Here is a 15,573-nt window from a genome sequence, read left to right as displayed (position 1 = left end):
ATACTGGCTCCGGCGGATCCGGATCGGCTTCAGCCGGCGCCGGGAGCGATCCTGCAAGCGATTTGTGGCATCGCAGGAAACGATCGCCTCCCGATTGGTCTGGCTACCGTCGATGACAACGCGATCGGGCCGGCCATAACGCTCCAGCGCCTTTCTGAAGAAGCGTTTGGCCGACGGCAAATCCCGATGTTCGCTGAAATAGAATTCGACGGTGTCGCCGACACTGTCGATGACGCGATAAAGATACATCCACTGGCCACGGACCTTGAGTGGAGTAAGAAGCGCAGATGCGCTTCTCCTCCCCGAACCGTACGTGCACCTTTCAGCGCATACGGCTCTCCATTCAACCTTGGCCCATGGCCATGGCAACGTCATGATATCGCGAAGTGATGGTGTTGCGGATTTCGCTCCGGAAGATGTATGGGTTGGCCTCCGGGTTCCGCCACCGGAACTGCGCCTTGGGGCTTGAGACCAGACGACGCAGCGCCTTGCCGACACGGTTTCCACGTTCAGTCGCCACATAGACAAGCCAGGTCTTCGCCTTGCCTGCCTCCGGCGCTCGATACCACTTCTGCATCAAGGGTTTGATGCGCGAGCGATATTTCCGCGCCAGCCAATGCGCCAGTTTCCAGAACACGACCGTGTCGATGTGCCGGAAGGTGCGCGCTGTGAAGTCGGTGAACTTGTAGAAGGCCGCCCATCCCGCCAATTGGCGGTTCAGGTGGTCCACCATGTCGACCTTGCTATCATCATGATTGCCGGAAAGGGTCTCGGTCAGTTTGCGAACAAACGCCTTGGCCTTTTCCTTGGGTATCGTCGTGACGACGGACATGTGCCCGTTCGACCCTCGCTTGCGAATGATCCGATGCCCCAGAAAGACGAACCCGTCATCGACGTGGGTGATATGGGTCTTTTCCATATTCAACGTCAACTTCAGGCGGTCTTCCAGAAAGGCCCGGCACTCCTCGCGGATTTCCTCGGCATGCGCTTTCGTCCCCTTGACGATGACGACAAAATCATCGGCATAGCGACAATAGGCAACCGCAGGTTTCCATTGCCGGTTCTCGCGAACCGTAATGGGGCGTCCCTGCTGAATGCCGAAGTTCCATGCCCAGCGATCCTTGCGGACTTTCCGGTTCAGGTATTTCGCCTCCAGCCATGCATCAAACTCATGGAGCATGATGTTGGACAGAAGCGGCGACAGCACTCCCTGAACGCAAAAGGTAACTTCGAGTTTGACCGGTCGATTTCGCTCGATCGTTCTCGTTCTGTGCTTGATTATCGTCTTAAAAGGTAATATGTATATGTCATATGCCGCGCTCGACGGATTTGCAGAAGACCGAACGGATCAATGCTGCCCATGGGTTGCTCGCGCGTGGGCTGAGCGTGGCGGAGGCAGCCATGGCGTTGTCGCGCCAATTCACCATGTCCCGGCGTCAGGCCTATCGGTATATCGAGGAGGCGCAGGCGATCGGCCGGCCGGTGCCGGTGACCGAGCCCACGACGGCAGTGACGTTCAAGCTTCCGCCCAGTTTGGTCGACGCGATTCGAGCGCGGGCGGCGGCGGAAGGGACGACGATCAGCGCCATGGTGGGTCGGGCGCTTCGGGCGTTTCTCGGCGAAGCCGACGGCCATGGCTGACCGGCGGGAGGGCGATGTTCGCAGCGTCCTTCCCGAGCCTGTCTTTGACCGCCTGCTGCCGGCCAAGTTGGCACAGGTCTACGGGATCCTGGTTGCGGAGCGGGTTCGCATCGTCGGCGCGGGTCGGCGGGTAAGGGAGGGAAGCGATGACGTGCGCAGCGATCTATGCCCGGGTGTCCTCCGATCAGCAGAAGGAGGACAACACGATTGCCAGCCAGACGGCGGCGCTGGTCGCGTTCGCCCGCGAGCAAGGGGTCAGCGTGCCCGATGAATGGATCATCGAAGACGCGGGGTTCAGCGGTGCCAGCCTGGCGCGGCCGGGGCTGGAGAGATTGCGCGACCTCGCGGCCGAGGGACACATCCAAGCTGTCTTGATCCATTCCCCGGATCGGTTGAGCAGAAAATATGCTTATCAGGTTCTCTTGATGGAGGAGTTCGCTCGCCGCGGTGTCGAGACCGTCTTCATCAAAGCACCGCATGCCGACACCCCGGAAGACCAGCTGATGCTGCAGTTCCAGGGCATGATCGCCGAGTACGAACGGGCCCAAATTCTCGAACGCTCGCGGCGCGGCAAGCGCCACCGGGCCAGGGCCGGCGAAGTCTCCGTGCTGTGTGGGGCGCCCTACGGCTATCGGTATATTCGTAAGACGAATGACGCGCCGGCGCGCTATGAAGTCGATGCAGCCGAGGCGGAAGTGGTGCGACTGGTGTTCGAGAACTATACGGTCGGCGGCCTGAGCATTGGCGCCCTCGCCCGCCTTCTCAACGAGATGGGACTGCCGACGCGCCGGCGCGTCACCCGCTGGGAACGGTCGGTGGTGTGGGGGATGCTACGCAATCCCGCCTACAAGGGAACGGCCTGCTTCGGCAAGACACAGGTCGCACCGCGGCAGAAGGTGACGAAGCCGTTCCGCTTGTCGGGCCGGGCGGGCTTCAGCGAGAATACCAGCCAGCACGAGCGGCCGCGCGAGGAATGGATCGAAGTGCCCGTTCCCGCCATCGTGACGGAAGAAACCTTCGCGTTGGCGGCCGAACGCCTGACCGACAACAAGCGCTTTGCCCCGCGCCGGACGATCGAACCGAGCACCGTGCAGGGGCTGGTGTCCTGCCGCAAATGCGGCTACGCGCTATCACGCACATCGACCCGTACGTCGGCGCGCAAAATCCACTACTACCGCTGCCTCGGGGCGGATAGCTGGCGCCATCTCGGCGGATCTGTATGCGACAGCCGGCCGATCCGTCAGGATCTGCTCGATGAAGTGGTGTGGCGGGAGGTGATGCGCTTGATCGAGGACCCCACGCTGATCCGCGCCGAGCTCGACCGGCGTCTTGACGCGGCCCGTGCGGTCGAGCCGACGAAACGGCGGCAAGAGGCCCTCGAACGGGAACTCGTGCGCGTCAGCAAGAGCATGGAACGGCTGGTGACCGCCTTCCAGGAGGATCTCCTGTCGCTGGAGGAACTGCGCCGTCGCATGCCGGAGCTACGTGCCCGCGAGCAGACCATGCGCACCGAATTGCAGGCGATCCGCGATCAGGCCGCCGATCGCATGACATTCCTGCGTCTCGCCGAGACGCTGACCGCCTTCCTCCAGAAATTACGGGCATCGGCGCAATCGCTGGACGTCAGCGACCGACAGAGGATTGTCCGCTTGCTGGTCAAGGACGTCTTGGTCGACGACGATGCCGTCATCATCCGCCACTCGCTCCCGATGCACACGACGATACCGCCGTCCGGCAACGCGTCATCGCCTTCCAACGGGAAGTCGCCATCGGCTGACAAAAGTTACCTTTTGCGTTCAGGGAGTGGTCACGCCGCCTTGCGGAACACCCTCGCTAGCAGCCGCGAACAGGCCACGGTCGATGTGGCCTGCCTTGAGAATGCGCCAGAGAAGATCGACAAACCGTCCATCCCGCACCCGCCGCCGCACGCGTTGCAGAAGCAACCAATGATGAACGGTGTCGAAGTAGCTCGCCAGATCACCTTCGATGATCCAGCGTCCCTTCGTGCCAGCGCCATCCTGAAGCTGTATCCTCACGGTACGAACAGCATGGTGCACGCTCCGCTCCGGCCGGAAGCCATAGGAAAGACGATGGAAGTCGCTCTCCCAAATCGGCTCCATAGCCATCAGCATGGCGCGTTGGACAATACGGTCTGTCAGGGTCGGTATACCCAACGGTCGTAGCTTGCCATTGGCTTTCGGGATATAGATCCGCTTCACCGGCTTGGGGCGATAGGTGCCCTTCAGCAGGCTTGTCCGCAGGTCGGCCAGATGGTTATCCAGTCCGTCCTGCATCCGTCGCTTATCCATTCCGTCAATGCCCGGCGTCCGGGCGCCACTCGACGCCAGAACGATCCGGGCGGCCTCGGCAAGCCATTCCCGATCGGCAATGAGCCGAAGAAGACGATCGAACCGCCGGTTCGGATCGCTTTCAGCCCATGTTGCGAGCTTGTGCTGCATTTCGCTGATTATCAAAGGTCTTCACCTCGTTTGGTCAGGTAATTTGCACTCCAAGCAGATTGAACTGTTCCCCTTCGCCATGTGGCAGGCTTTCCCTGCCGCGGACTACTACGGGAACTCCGCCAGCATGGTGGACATCAGGGTCAACTCCTTTAGCACTCCATCATGCCTTCCCTCGTTCATATGCCGGACGTAAAGCGTATTGGTGAGGCTGCCGGTCGCAGTCTTTTCCCTTGCGTTCTGCAAGTCGATGCCGATGCCATGGTCTGGCTGCGTTCTCCCCATGACCCCATACAGGCATCCTATGTGTCCACCTGCATTTGGATGTGAGCCGACTTACATTTCCGGCACCATCTTCGGCATTCCACCTGTTAAGCCGTGTAGGCGGAGGCGACGATTCAGCCCTCAGACGCGGGTGAACCGGTTCGTGTTCCTCAACCTTCCAATACTGAAGCCTCGGGAACCATCTCGGCGTAACGGCTTCGCCTCAATCCCCTTTACCCGCGGGCTACGTCACCCTGCCAGTTGACGACAGGTTACCGCCGCTTGGGCTCATGCCCCTTCACAGCAGAGGGCAGGGCATTCTTCAATCCTCCTTTCTCAATGCATTCCGAACATATGCACCCCGGACCATCCGGGACGAGGCGCACTGTAGGTCTCGTCGACATGCCATTTGCCGGTCACGCTACGCTTGCGCCGGTTGAAGCGCTCCAGCAACAAGGGCGCGAAACGAACGGTCCAGCGCTGGATGGTCGTGTGATCGACCGTAATGCCGCGCTCGGCCATCATTTCCTCAAGTTCACGCAGGCTCAGATTGTAGGCCAGGTACCAGCGAACGCAAGCAGGATGACGGATCGATCGAAATGGCGCCCCTTGAACATCTGAAACCTCCGAAAATTAAATTACCGAAGGGCTTTGACAGACAGCGGGTAAACAAAGAGTTTGCAACAAAGCCATCATCTACCGGATCATCGGCGCCGATCGTCGACGGTTGGCGAGACATACAGAGCTTTCTTGAGCGCCGGCTGCTGCGATGATAGCGCTTCGCCACCGGCTCACCGGCAGCGCCGCTAGATGTAGGTGCTTGCAATCATCGGCGGCCGTGCTGGATTTCACATCGTTGGCTCTTTTCACGAGACGTTGTCGGAGTTCACGATCGCTGACATTGCCTTCCGAAAAATGACAATCGAGTTAGTGATTTGCTCCAAGCTACACAATGATGTAAGGCGTGCTACACGAGTGGAGCTACGCACATGACACTGAACATCCGCAATCCGGAGGCCGATAATCTCGCTCGGGAGCTTGCGCGAATTGACCGCACAAGCATCACCGATGCTGTGATCGTGGCCCTTCGGGAAACCATCCGCAACCGGATGAACAAGGAAAAACCGAGGAAGACGGCACAAAAGATTCTAGCCAAGCATGGCCTGTCTTTTCCGCCAGATCGAAAGCCCGTTCCACGAGAAGCCTATCACGAGCTCGACCACGATCTCACAGGTGACGAATAATGTTCGTCGACGCGTGTGCGATTGTCTCCATGATGGCAGGGGAGGACACAGCCGACGCCTATGAGGCAGCGCTGGTCGATGCGGTATCGCCGTTCACATCAACCCTCGCTGCCTGGGAAGCCATCATCGTCTTGGCACGGCCCGATCAACTGAATTGCGCCTACAACGCGGCCGAGGCGGTCGTCGTCGAATGGCTCGAAGCCAGAAAGATTCGGCTCCGCGAGCCCGGTCCGCCACGGCGAGTTCTGTCCTACGCAATCGCTGTTGCCGAACAGCACGGCCTTGGCAAGCGGAACCTCAGCAATTTCGATTGCTTCCACTACGCCTACGCCAAGGCGATGCGCTCGTCGCTGCTCACGCTAGACCAGCTTCTACGACAGACGGATGTAGAAACGTTGCCGAAAGGGCAGGATGAATGACCGCCTTCTCAAATTGACCGAACTGCCGGAATCGGCCGGGGTCGCTGCGGAGCAGGAGGCGAGGACATAGCCTTGATCGCATGGGCGCCGCTCGCTTTCATAGCCTCGTTCTTCTCGGACAAGGCTTCCACCAAACGGGCGCACCGGTAGAAGCCGGGATAGTGGTACATAGATCGGCCAGGATATGGTCGGGGGGCGGTTTCATAGATCCGCTGCAGGTCTTGCATGTAGCCGAGCATGTGTTCGGCCATGGCGCCGCCTCTGATTCCCTGCATTTCCAAGCTGGCAAACCCTGAGGTCGATGGCGGCGGCGATCCGGCGTGCTTCCTGCATGTCGCCGCTCATCCGTTCGCCAGCTTGGGCGGCCGCCCGCCTTTGCGAACGTTTTTCCCGAGATGCAGCGCCCTTGGCGCGCGAGCGGGCTCTGCCACCGGCAGCGCCGAGTTGGGCGGGTTCTGTTGCAAATTTTCGTTGAGCCGAAGCAGGTTGAGATGGCGGGCCGTGCTATGCGGCGGCAAGGATGTCGAACTGCTCGGCCAATGACGGATTAGGATTGAAGGCAAACCTCGCCTGTCGCTTGCGCATCATGCGCTCGCGCATCTCGACTCCAGTCGGGCAGGCTCTCGCTCGGGCACGCCTCGGCGTAGGTATAGTTCGAGGCGCCCATCGCTGCGACGAACAGCTTCATGGCGTGCGCTTCGCCGGTGATGGGTCGAAGATGTCGATGGTATCGCCGGCGAAATCGACAAACACCTTCTCGCCGCCCAGGTGCGTCTGGCGCATCGTCGGGCGCGCGCGCCCTTTCCAGGCCTCGAAGGTCGTGCAAAACCAGGTATAGCCAAAGCCGTCGGGATTGGTGGCACGATACTCTTCCCACAGCAGCACCCGCGTTACGCCGCGCCGGCGCAACTCCTTCTCCACATAGCTCCAATCGGGCACCGGCCGCCGGGGGCTTTGCGACGCCGCCCTCGGCGCTGGGAAGAGCAGCAGCTCAAGGCCTTCGTCATCGATTCCTTCAGGCAGCGGCCAGCTCAGCCCGGCAAGACGGGCGCGCCGCAGGATGGAAACGGGTCTGGCAGAGCCGGGACGCCGGGGGCGGCAATTTGGGCAGCGGCTCGGCGCGCCTCGCCCAAGTGCTGCTCAAAGCCCTCTTGCCCGGCCTGTCCCGCTTGCTCTCGCGATACCGCGTGCTGCACCTGCCGCCAAGCTGCTACATTGGATGGGTCAAGTTTGTGCAGGTCCACGCTAGCCTCACGTCCACAGATCAGCTGAGCAACCTACTCGGGCAAACTTTCAAGAAGCTGACGAGGTCCGCGGTCCCGGAACGCGTAGGCCTAATTTTCTGCGCGCCGATTGCGCTGCCGCGACGTAGCCCGCCTTTGCCAGCTCGGCAGCTACGGCTCGCAAAGAGCGTCGAAGGCTTGCGGAGCCGGTGGTGACCACGCTGCAGGTTCGCCCCAGATGCCAGCGCCCAAGGGGCTTGAAGCGTACGTCGCGTCAGGTTGTACGATCTGAAAGCAGGTGGCGACGGTCTCCAGAAGCATGATGACGAGGAGTGACGATTGCGAATGTTTCAACTTTAAAGCGCGCTCCCCAGGAGCTTGTTACTCGGGACATCTTGTGAGGACCTCGGTCAGCTAGGCGAGCGGAACGACTTCGTTGATGTTGCAGGTCTCGATCAAGGATTGCGATGCCTCTCGCGGCCGGCACTGGAGTCCTCTTGCAAGGATACGCCGGTCTTGCCCCGCCAGAAGAAGAAGGACACGCGCGCCGCGCTGGTCCAGCACTTTGCGACCGCGCATTTCGTAGATCCGGCAGCGGCATTCGCGCCGCCGATCCAGAGCGTCACGGCCCGGGTGGCGAAGCACGACGCCGCTAAGACCGACGGCGACGAGGACACCGCGGGCGAGCCGAACAGCTGGACGAACTCGATAGCGATCAGTCGGCGACGCACGATGGAGCCAGCGAGGACGATGAAGGCGCCGGCGAAGCCAAGCCCTCGGAGGAGGAACTGGAAGCCTACGGCGTACCCCGCGGTACTTCATTTCTCTTCCGAACGATCCCGCCGCCGGACTGCCGGCGGCGGTTCTGTTTCCAGCATCCGAACAAGCATCGATGCCGCCGCCGCTTGCCGGCTCCAGGTCCAAGATCTCGAACAGGCGATCCGCCGCGATAAAAGCATCCTGAACGATCCGGTTGGTTTGGATCAGGCCATCTTCTTCTCACCACCCGCAGATGCTCGCGACCATCGGCAAGCCGCCGAGATCTGCGATTTCGCCGTCGGCAAGAGCAGAGTAAGCCGCGGGCGCAACCGTCTGCAGGCGATTTTGAAAATCTCGGGCGAGGCCGATTATGGCCCTGATTCGATTTCAGCGCAGGTAAGATATCTGTCCTGATCGACAGCCCGCCACAACCAATGTTTCTTGCCGCGATGATGAGGACTTCGTCCAGGTGCCAAACATCATTGGGGCTGGGCCGCTTCCTGCGCAGTCGTCGAACGTACTCGGGGCCGAACTTCTTCCCCCACCGGCGGATCGTTTCACGGGAGACAACGATCCCGCGCTTCAGAAGCATTCCTGACCGGGCGCAGGCTCAAAGGGAACCGGTAATAAAGCCACACCGCATGGGCGATGATCTCGGCGGGAAAGCGGTGGCGCTTGTAGCTGATGTGCATGAACCGGCGTCTACCCCAGCGCATCAGCTTGTCAACCTCGATCTCGCCAGCAATGGAAGCGTCGAAGATTGGTTGTGCAGCAGGATCGGGGCGCACGCCCTCGAGGGCAATGCTGCGTTGAGCGCTACGCACCATCTTGCGGCGGCGCTCCATTTCCTCCGGGCTGATGGCCGGGGTCTTCTGTTTAAGGGCGAGTGCCATGCGTGCTCCTACCGGGTTCTGTCGATGCGGGCGCTTCCTGCGGCGATGAAGGGCGCGAAGACTTTGCGGACTTCCTCAAGAAAGATGCCACTGAATTTGCCGCGCGGCTTTTGCCGGGTGTCGAAGTGATACGATCTTTCCAGGATATCGTAATTGCACTCGCTGACGGTGATCCAGCCGCGCTTGAAGGTCGAGAGTTTCGCCCTCTGCAATTCCAACGCTGGAATTTCGAGGGCGGTCTGCCCCTCGTAGGGCGGCGTTGACGAGATCGGCAGCAGCAGGACGTGGGTGTTATCCTTGTCGTCGCGCACAGAGAGGATCAGGCAGACCGGGCGGTCCTTCTCGCCATGCTCGCGGCCCTGCTCGTCCTGCCAGCGCCACAGATAGGGATAGCCGACGATATCGCCCTTGCCGAAACGATCAGTCATCCTTCGATGCCTGATAGTCGGCGGAATCCTGTTCTAGCTGCGCCAGGAACATGTCTGCCAGTTCGCGCGGCATTTCGCCGGCGGCGTAGGCGCGGCGGGGGTCGTTGCTGGACATCATGCGCTCGTAGACATCAACTGGCACTACCACCACGGATGCGCGGCCATGCTTGGTCAGGGTGATTGGCTCGCGCATAGCCTCGTCGTGATAGCGCCCGAAATGCCGGACAAACTCGACGGATGATATAGTTTTATTGGTCATGACCTTCACCTTTCTGGAAATTCTGTAATATACAGAAAACCGGAAATAGGCAAGCCTTTTTAGGTTTTACGCGCCTAGAGCGTTTCATATCTTGAGAGAATCGTAGGGCTTCTCAAAGCGCGAGTGGGAAACGGGCCAAAATCCCCGTCGTGTGAAAGTTGTTATCGCTGCGTAGGGTGTCATTTCGCCCCCTACTATGTAGTGGCGGGAGTCGGCCGAAAGCGTTGTTCATAAGCCGCAATGAATGCGTCCGGAATGGGTTCGCTGAACAAGGGGAAATCCATCACTGACAACGCGTCTGTCCTGGGCCAGACTGCACAGTCATCGAGCGCAGATCGCCATCCGGTGCCGAAAAAGAACGCGCCGTAACGCGCCGCGAGCGCCGGCACCAAAGGATGTAGCATGCTGAGGAAGACCGAAATTTCCGTTGCGCTAGCCCCGGCCGCGTTTCTTGCAAAACCCGCGCCGTCGAAGAAGGCATCTATAGCATCGAGTGCAGCCCATACGCGTGCCTCATGCATGGCTTCGGAATATTGTTCAACATCACGCATCCGCTCAGGATTTAGGTTGTCCACCGTCAGCTTTGCATTGGATCCGGTATGCTTGCGCAAAGCGGTTTCGAAGATATGGATGCGAGCTGCCGCCCGAACCAGCCCTTCGATTTTAAAATCGTTGTCGTCGCTGCCAAATGCCTTGGCAATGCGCGCTAAACAGTAGCGCAGCACGTTCGGGTCGATATTTAGCGCCACCTCGTCGGCCCACATAGCATGGTCACGACCGGTAGAAAATTTTGCTCCTTCGAGTTTGTAAAAATCCTGGATCGCATGATTGTGTGGAATTGCGTATCCTCGCGCGAGCAAGCTGGCTGTAACACCGACTGTGTAATAAAAACGGTTGTCCTGCCCCATGAAGAATACGAGTTTCGTGTCACGGTTGCGCATGGTGTCGTCATAGTGAACGCCATTCTGCTTGCAGATGCGTTCGATTCCCGTATCGTAGCACCACAATCCTTCAAACCAAGTCAGTAAGGTCTGGCCTGCCACTTCTGCCGGGGCGGTCAGGGTCACGCCGCGGGCGAAATGGCGCGACATAGGCAACGCCCGCAGTTCTGTCCGTAGCCATTCGAGTTCTTTGTCCTTGATGGTGTCCGGCCATCTGCTGGCTTCGATGGCGCGATCCAGTGTCGTGGCGAGCCGCTCGATGTTGAAGTGCGCCTGCCGGATCGGGCGCAACGTTAGAGCGTGGCCGCACGGTGTGTGGACCGGGTTACGCAGTAGACTGTGCTGGATTGCAAGGCCACAGTCTTCACAAAGGTTGCTGTCGGTCGGGGCGTTGCAGGCCGGGCACTCACCGACGGCAAGCGAGTCCGCCGCGAACTCGTCGCACGACTCGCAATACAGTTGCTTGGCGTCCCGTAGCTGGATGTAGCCTGCCGCATTAAGCTGCTCGTAGATCGCGAGGCTACGCTGTAGGTGATCTTTGCTTGAGGTCCGAACAAATACGTCTGGTTCAATATGCACTGCGCGCAGACATTGCTGGATTTCGTCGATATGCATTTGTGCAACATCATCGACCGGCCTGCCAAGCTTGCGGGCCTTTACCAGGGTGTAGGTGCCATGTTCGTCCGCACCGGTTACATGATAGGCAATATTGCCTATCATGCGCTGATAACGCACGAAAATGTCGGCAAGAAGGTACACGCCGCCAATATGCCCAAGATGTAATTTACCGTTTGGGCATGGCGGGGCCGGGCATACGAAATAAGTTTGTTGGTTTGTACTCATTCAATCCCACCATATTGAAAGGAACTTCAGACTGATTTCGGGGTCGGTATTTCTGATAGCATGCAGCTGGTGAGGCGCTATGTAGAACAGCGTCGCCCCGTTGACGGGGGTGGTTTCGCCGTCTGCTTCGAACAAACCGCTGCCCGAAATCAGTACCCACAGTTCGTGCTCGTGGTGCGAATGAAGGTCTACCGCACCGCCCGGCACCACCTCCACAATCGACGTGCCGAAGCCCGTCGTAACGGGCTGCGGGAGATGCTCCAGTAGCCGGCAAACCAGAACGCCATACTCTTCGCGCATTATTGAGCGATCGATCAGTTTCGTGTACATGCCTCGCCTCCGCTCTGTGAGCTCAATCGCGATAGAAAATGCCGTTTGGGGGCTTGAGTTTGTCGAGATCGGCCACTTTGCCCTCTGGCGGGTTATAGGCGCGCTTAAGAGCGTTATATTCAGCGCGGGTCGGTCCACCGGTTGAAGCACGCTGGAACACCAAGTAGAGCGTCCGCCGCGAACGATTGCTTTTGTTCGGTTGTGAGTAATGCGGTGCGTAATCGTCGAAGATGAAGATGTCGCCAGCCTTCCATAATACGGGCTCCCAGGAGAACGTTTCGGCGACTTCAGGATCGATCACCCCGCCGGCATCCATGGGAAATACCCCCTTCTTGTGGTTGCCGGGGCTGAAGAAAAGCCCGCCGTTGTCCGGGCCGGAGTCGTCGATGCCTATGGCAACGACCGCATGGACCATCCGGTCGGGCAGTTTGTGTGGAATGTGATAAATGTCCTGATGCGGGCGATAGCCGCCGCTGTCGGGATACTTGAAGATCAGCAACTCCTTGAGCATGCGCGAATCTTCGTCAAGCAACGCCTCGACCGTAGACTTTATGCGCTGATCTGCTAGGAGCAAATAACGCAATGGATCATGGAATTCGAGAAAATTCTCGACCTTAGAGATGATCTTTCGATTGTCAGTCGTCTTCTCGAACCACATGAGCCATTTATCATCGCTGATATCCCAGCGTGAGACATCGTCAACAAGACTAGAGATACGTTCCAGAGCCGCGGGATCGAAGAACCTTTCGAGCGTGATGTATCCATCTTTCTGCCACTTTTCTCTTTGTGCTTCAGTCAACATGCGAAAAGCCTCCTGTTGGAAAGAATGGTTTAGTCGAACATTCCAGTTTCGGCACTCGGGCGCTGGTCAGGTTGTGGGTCCACGGAGATGGTACTCCATGGCATGTGGGACGGCGACGCTACCGGGCAGTGCGTTCCGCTGCGGGCGGATTGCAAGGCTTTGTTGTCCTCCTCAAAGGAGAGATCGTCCAGGCTCGTAAAGATCTGTCGATCCGGTACGTCTGCATAGTATTCACGGCCGAGCATGCTATTGATGATGCGGCTGTTCCGGTAGGCAACCTTTCGCGCAGCCTGACGCAACGCAAGCCGTGCGCCATGCGAATCTTTGCCACAAGTTCCCGTTCCAGTTGGGCGATCAGGGCGGGCACATCAGCGACATGAGCTCCACCGATGTTCCAAAAACGAGTACGGTCGGAGAAGCTCGGCGCAAGACTGCCAACGTGAGGCCCAGCCGCGTCCAGGGGTTCCGTAAACTGGGCCGGATCAATCGCCTCATCTGGTCCAGCCGCGACACGCATCGCTAAAGGGCGGTACCATCCGGTGACGTCCGACCCAGCCATGGCCGCTAAGGCCACTGCGCTCTTTCGAGTGAGCGACCTAGTACGGTGTTGACGACCGTAGGGGAAATGCACGCCCCCAGAATAATGCGATGCGCCGATGGATCCAAAGGCTTGTTCGGTCACGATGATTTCGGAGAAGGCTCCGGCCTTCGCCGCAGCGGAGGCGGACATCATTCCTTGGATGCCACCGCCGATGATCAGTAGTCGACGAGTCATATCCCGCTGCCCATTTCTTCGGCTACGGGGTCGGGCCAGCTCTCGATGGAGGTACGGCTGATGAAGCCAGGATGCTTGGGTTTCGCGCATGGCGCGCGCCCCAGAAGGCTGTCGAGGATGCGACGCGCGCGCCAGGCCAGCAGGCTTAGGTTCGGATCAGCCAGTCCGCGCTGCCCGAGGCTCGCGTTCTGTACGAAGATGCGTCTGTCACGCGGTCCGTCCCAGCGCACCGAAAAATCCTCGCGAATGGCAAACTCATTGTCGATCTGCTCCAACCGGTCCGCGATAGGTTCCAAGAAGTCTGGCAGGGCGTTCTGGTAACCAGTAGCCAGGACAACGATGTCGGCTGTAACTTCTCCGACATCCTCCATACCGCGCTGCAGGGTCAGCCTGTGACCCGCCCCGGCGTTGATGCAGCGCGAAACGTTACAACCGGGCTGCAGTGTGATGTCGCATTGGTTTGGCTCGAGAAATGCGTGGCGGTACAGCGCCTGATAGATCGCGCGTAACGTGCTTTCTGAAATGCCGTCCGAGGCAAGCACGAAACGAGTCAGGAGCAGCTTGCGCTGCGACTCGCTCATCCCCGCGAAACGATCCGAAAAGCAGGGCATGAACAACTCGTTTGTGAACGGGCTGTTGTCGAGAGGCAGGTAGTTTTCGCGCTGCGAGACCCAAGTGATGGATCGAGGCCGCCGTTCTTTCGGCAGGCCGACAAGGTGCAACAGCACCTCGGCTCCCGACTGGCCTCCGCCAACCACGCAGACATGCTTTTTCCGCGCCTCAGGATGGATGTGAAGTAAAACAGATGAGTGGAACAGGTTGCGTCCAGTCCAGCCCTGAAACTGAGGCGGAATTTGCGCCTGCTTGCCAATGCCGACCACGACGTTTCTGGCGCCGAGAACCGCGTTATTCGTCCGCACCCGAAACTCGCCGTCAAAGCGGACTTCGTGCACCGTCTCGCCGCCGCGGACAAGTGGGTTCCGGTGGAAGGCCCAGTTCAGGTATTGCTCGAACTCAGTTCTGAGCACGGTTTCGAACTGTGCGTTCAGGAAGTGGTACAGACGCCCGTTCTCGTACAGGTAGTTTACGAAGGTGTAGGCTGATCGCGGATTCACTAGCGTGACCAGATCCTTGAAGTGGCTGACCTGGAGCTCCGAGGAATCGAATGCGATGCCTGAATGCCAGCGGAAGTCGACTTGCCGATCCAGAAACAGTGCCCCTTGCCCAATTTGCTCGTGTATCTGACACGCAAGACTCAAATTCGACGGCCCGGCTCCGACCCCAATGCAAGAGAGCTCCACTTGTCTTGCTCCTATGGGTGTTTCCCAACTAGGCGGCATGTTCGCGGTGAAAATCGGCCATAGCCATTGGGCTTACGCTCCCCGCGGGCATTCTCTCGAGCCGCGGTCCCCACCGGATGTGCGATTATGCCAGAGGCCTGCGCGCCTCCGAGGCCGTCGGTCTCAAGGTCGGCGATATCGACAGCGGGAGCGACGTCATCCGGGTCCAGCACGGCACCGCTATGTGATGCTGTGGCGCAGCTCTTGCGCATCTTACGGGCTACTGGCGGCTGCCCAGACCGCAGGAATGGCTGTTTCCCGGCCGCGACGGAAGCGGCCCTACCCATGTACAGGTCCCTTCCGCTGGCTTGGCGGCACCCGAGCGCGGTCTTCACGGCGGCGACGGCATTTTCGGTGAGCGTGATCATAGGACGACGTCTCGCTGATGCGTTCGAAGAACTCGATGCATGGACCGTGCCAAAGAAGGAATTTTATTAACGCAATGAGTTAGCGAATTTGCCGTCCTGTTGGAAATCTGACATCGTCGGAGATCCGACATTGATCGGTTCTGTCGCAAAACTCTGAGGTAGGCCGTGAACAGGGAGTTTTTGCCTGTCAATCAGGCGGCGAGGATTTCGAACTGCTCGGCGATCGAAGGGTTTGGATTGAAGGCGTACCTCGCCTGTCGTTTGCGCATCATGTGGATCATTTCGATGCCGGACAGGATGGTGGCTGCGGTGGCCGTCGATTTGAAGCCGAGCATCGGCCACAGGCGGCGCTTGATCCGCCGGTGGTCCTGCTCGATCCGGTTGTTATCAGGCATGTATAGGCGCGACGCACCAATCCGCATTCCCCTGCACGGATGGATCGACTACCGTCCACCTACCGGGATCGGGGTGTCGGGAGCACGCATGGCGGGCAGGCCGAAGTACCTGATGAACTGAGAGTTCGAGTTGTTATCTGGCCGCCCCCTTCGACTTGCCCGGTTGCGCTGCGAGCGCGGATCCGTAGTT

At 59.4% G+C, this 15,573-nt stretch carries 14 protein-coding genes and 8 pseudogenes; 5 read left to right on the top strand and 17 right to left on the bottom strand.

What is annotated here, in order from left to right; translation table 11 throughout:
• Positions 1-276 (bottom strand): annotated as a pseudogene (locus tag F3H98_RS29595) (DDE-type integrase/transposase/recombinase); the annotation flags it as partial.
• A gap of 67 nt (positions 277-343) precedes the next feature.
• A complete protein-coding gene (locus F3H98_RS29590) occupies positions 344-1,258 on the bottom strand; it encodes a reverse transcriptase domain-containing protein (RefSeq protein ID WP_280178040.1) in 915 nt (304 codons plus the stop codon).
• A gap of 53 nt (positions 1,259-1,311) precedes the next feature.
• Here F3H98_RS29590 and F3H98_RS29585 point away from each other — a divergent pair, with 53 nt between their 5' ends.
• Entirely contained in the window at positions 1,312-1,641 is a 330-nt protein-coding gene (locus F3H98_RS29585) for a ribbon-helix-helix protein, CopG family (RefSeq protein WP_149764453.1), read from the top strand.
• Positions 1,642-1,787: 146 nt separating this feature from the next.
• Positions 1,788-2,906, top strand: a pseudogene (locus F3H98_RS32170) (recombinase family protein); the annotation flags it as partial.
• 531 nt (positions 2,907-3,437) lie between these two features.
• Here F3H98_RS32170 and F3H98_RS29575 read toward each other — a convergent pair.
• The 3 genes and pseudogenes from F3H98_RS29575 to F3H98_RS29570 all read right to left on the bottom strand — a co-directional run.
• Complete coding sequence (locus F3H98_RS29575; RefSeq protein ID WP_244621995.1) at positions 3,438-3,935, bottom strand: reverse transcriptase domain-containing protein; 498 nt, start codon at positions 3,933-3,935, stop codon at positions 3,438-3,440.
• 273 nt (positions 3,936-4,208) lie between these two features.
• A complete protein-coding gene (locus tag F3H98_RS31480) occupies positions 4,209-4,385 on the bottom strand; it encodes a hypothetical protein (protein ID WP_188130644.1) in 177 nt (58 codons plus the stop codon).
• 345 nt (positions 4,386-4,730) lie between these two features.
• Positions 4,731-4,981: pseudogene (locus tag F3H98_RS29570) on the bottom strand (IS6 family transposase); the annotation flags it as partial.
• 372 nt (positions 4,982-5,353) lie between these two features.
• On the opposite strand from F3H98_RS29570, the gene F3H98_RS29565 reads away from it, so the two are divergent.
• Together F3H98_RS29565 and F3H98_RS29560 are read left to right on the top strand one after the other, a co-directional pair.
• Complete coding sequence (locus F3H98_RS29565) at positions 5,354-5,608, top strand: type II toxin-antitoxin system VapB family antitoxin (protein ID WP_188130643.1); 255 nt, start codon at positions 5,354-5,356, stop codon at positions 5,606-5,608.
• Positions 5,608-6,027 (top strand): type II toxin-antitoxin system VapC family toxin, encoded by a 420-nt coding sequence (locus tag F3H98_RS29560; RefSeq protein ID WP_149764449.1) that lies wholly within the window; start codon positions 5,608-5,610, stop codon positions 6,025-6,027. Before F3H98_RS29565 ends, F3H98_RS29560 begins: the two co-directional genes overlap by 1 nt.
• 504 nt (positions 6,028-6,531) lie before the next feature.
• On the opposite strand, the pseudogene F3H98_RS29555 reads toward F3H98_RS29560, so the two are convergent.
• Both F3H98_RS29555 and F3H98_RS29550 read right to left on the bottom strand, forming a co-directional pair.
• Positions 6,532-6,636 (bottom strand): annotated as a pseudogene (locus F3H98_RS29555) (IS6 family transposase); the annotation flags it as partial.
• Positions 6,629-7,092, bottom strand: a pseudogene (locus F3H98_RS29550) (IS21 family transposase); the annotation flags it as partial. The pseudogenes F3H98_RS29555 and F3H98_RS29550, both read right to left, overlap by 8 nt.
• 674 nt (positions 7,093-7,766) lie before the next feature.
• Between F3H98_RS29550 and F3H98_RS32165 the strand changes: the two are divergent.
• The gene (locus F3H98_RS32165) at positions 7,767-8,423 is read left to right on the top strand and encodes a hypothetical protein (RefSeq protein WP_244621993.1); all 657 of its coding nucleotides are present in this window, start codon (positions 7,767-7,769) and stop codon (positions 8,421-8,423) included.
• Here the strand turns inward: F3H98_RS32165 and F3H98_RS31640 are convergent.
• The 10 genes and pseudogenes from F3H98_RS31640 to F3H98_RS29495 form a co-directional block, all read right to left on the bottom strand.
• A pseudogene (locus F3H98_RS31640) lies at positions 8,408-8,701 on the bottom strand (IS6 family transposase); the annotation flags it as partial. The gene F3H98_RS32165 and the pseudogene F3H98_RS31640 sit on opposite strands and share 16 nt — an antisense overlap.
• A gap of 36 nt (positions 8,702-8,737) precedes the next feature.
• Positions 8,738-8,836: pseudogene (locus tag F3H98_RS32375) on the bottom strand (hypothetical protein); the annotation flags it as partial.
• A gap of 74 nt (positions 8,837-8,910) precedes the next feature.
• On the bottom strand, positions 8,911-9,330 hold the full coding sequence (locus F3H98_RS29530; protein WP_149764445.1) for a hypothetical protein: 420 nt from the start codon (positions 9,328-9,330) through the stop codon (positions 8,911-8,913).
• Positions 9,323-9,589: a type II toxin-antitoxin system prevent-host-death family antitoxin gene (locus F3H98_RS29525; RefSeq protein ID WP_149764443.1), complete on the bottom strand. Its 267-nt coding sequence runs from the start codon at positions 9,587-9,589 to the stop codon at positions 9,323-9,325. The genes F3H98_RS29530 and F3H98_RS29525 overlap by 8 nt, the downstream gene beginning before the upstream one ends.
• A 194-nt stretch (positions 9,590-9,783) precedes the next feature.
• Complete coding sequence (locus F3H98_RS29520) at positions 9,784-11,373, bottom strand: class I tRNA ligase family protein (RefSeq protein ID WP_149764441.1); 1,590 nt, start codon at positions 11,371-11,373, stop codon at positions 9,784-9,786.
• On the bottom strand, positions 11,374-11,703 hold the full coding sequence (locus tag F3H98_RS29515) for a cupin domain-containing protein (protein WP_149764439.1): 330 nt from the start codon (positions 11,701-11,703) through the stop codon (positions 11,374-11,376).
• Between the two features lie 22 nt (positions 11,704-11,725).
• The gene (locus F3H98_RS29510) at positions 11,726-12,505 is read right to left on the bottom strand and encodes a phytanoyl-CoA dioxygenase family protein (protein WP_149764437.1); all 780 of its coding nucleotides are present in this window, start codon (positions 12,503-12,505) and stop codon (positions 11,726-11,728) included.
• A gap of 118 nt (positions 12,506-12,623) precedes the next feature.
• Positions 12,624-13,280 (bottom strand): FAD-binding protein, encoded by a 657-nt coding sequence (locus F3H98_RS32715; protein WP_188130641.1) that lies wholly within the window; start codon positions 13,278-13,280, stop codon positions 12,624-12,626.
• The gene (locus F3H98_RS29500) at positions 13,277-14,581 is read right to left on the bottom strand and encodes a lysine N(6)-hydroxylase/L-ornithine N(5)-oxygenase family protein (protein ID WP_149764433.1); all 1,305 of its coding nucleotides are present in this window, start codon (positions 14,579-14,581) and stop codon (positions 13,277-13,279) included. Before F3H98_RS29500 ends, F3H98_RS32715 begins: the two co-directional genes overlap by 4 nt.
• Before the next feature lie 598 nt (positions 14,582-15,179).
• Positions 15,180-15,374, bottom strand: a pseudogene (locus tag F3H98_RS29495) (DDE-type integrase/transposase/recombinase); the annotation flags it as partial.
• Positions 15,375-15,573: the final 199 nt, after the last annotated feature.

This window comes from Neomesorhizobium albiziae, from assembly GCF_900114255.1.
Classification (GTDB): Bacteria; Pseudomonadota; Alphaproteobacteria; order Rhizobiales; family Rhizobiaceae; genus Neomesorhizobium; species Neomesorhizobium albiziae.
The sequence above is the reverse complement of the archived record's forward strand: the minus strand, read 5'-3'. Positions and strand labels throughout refer to the sequence as shown.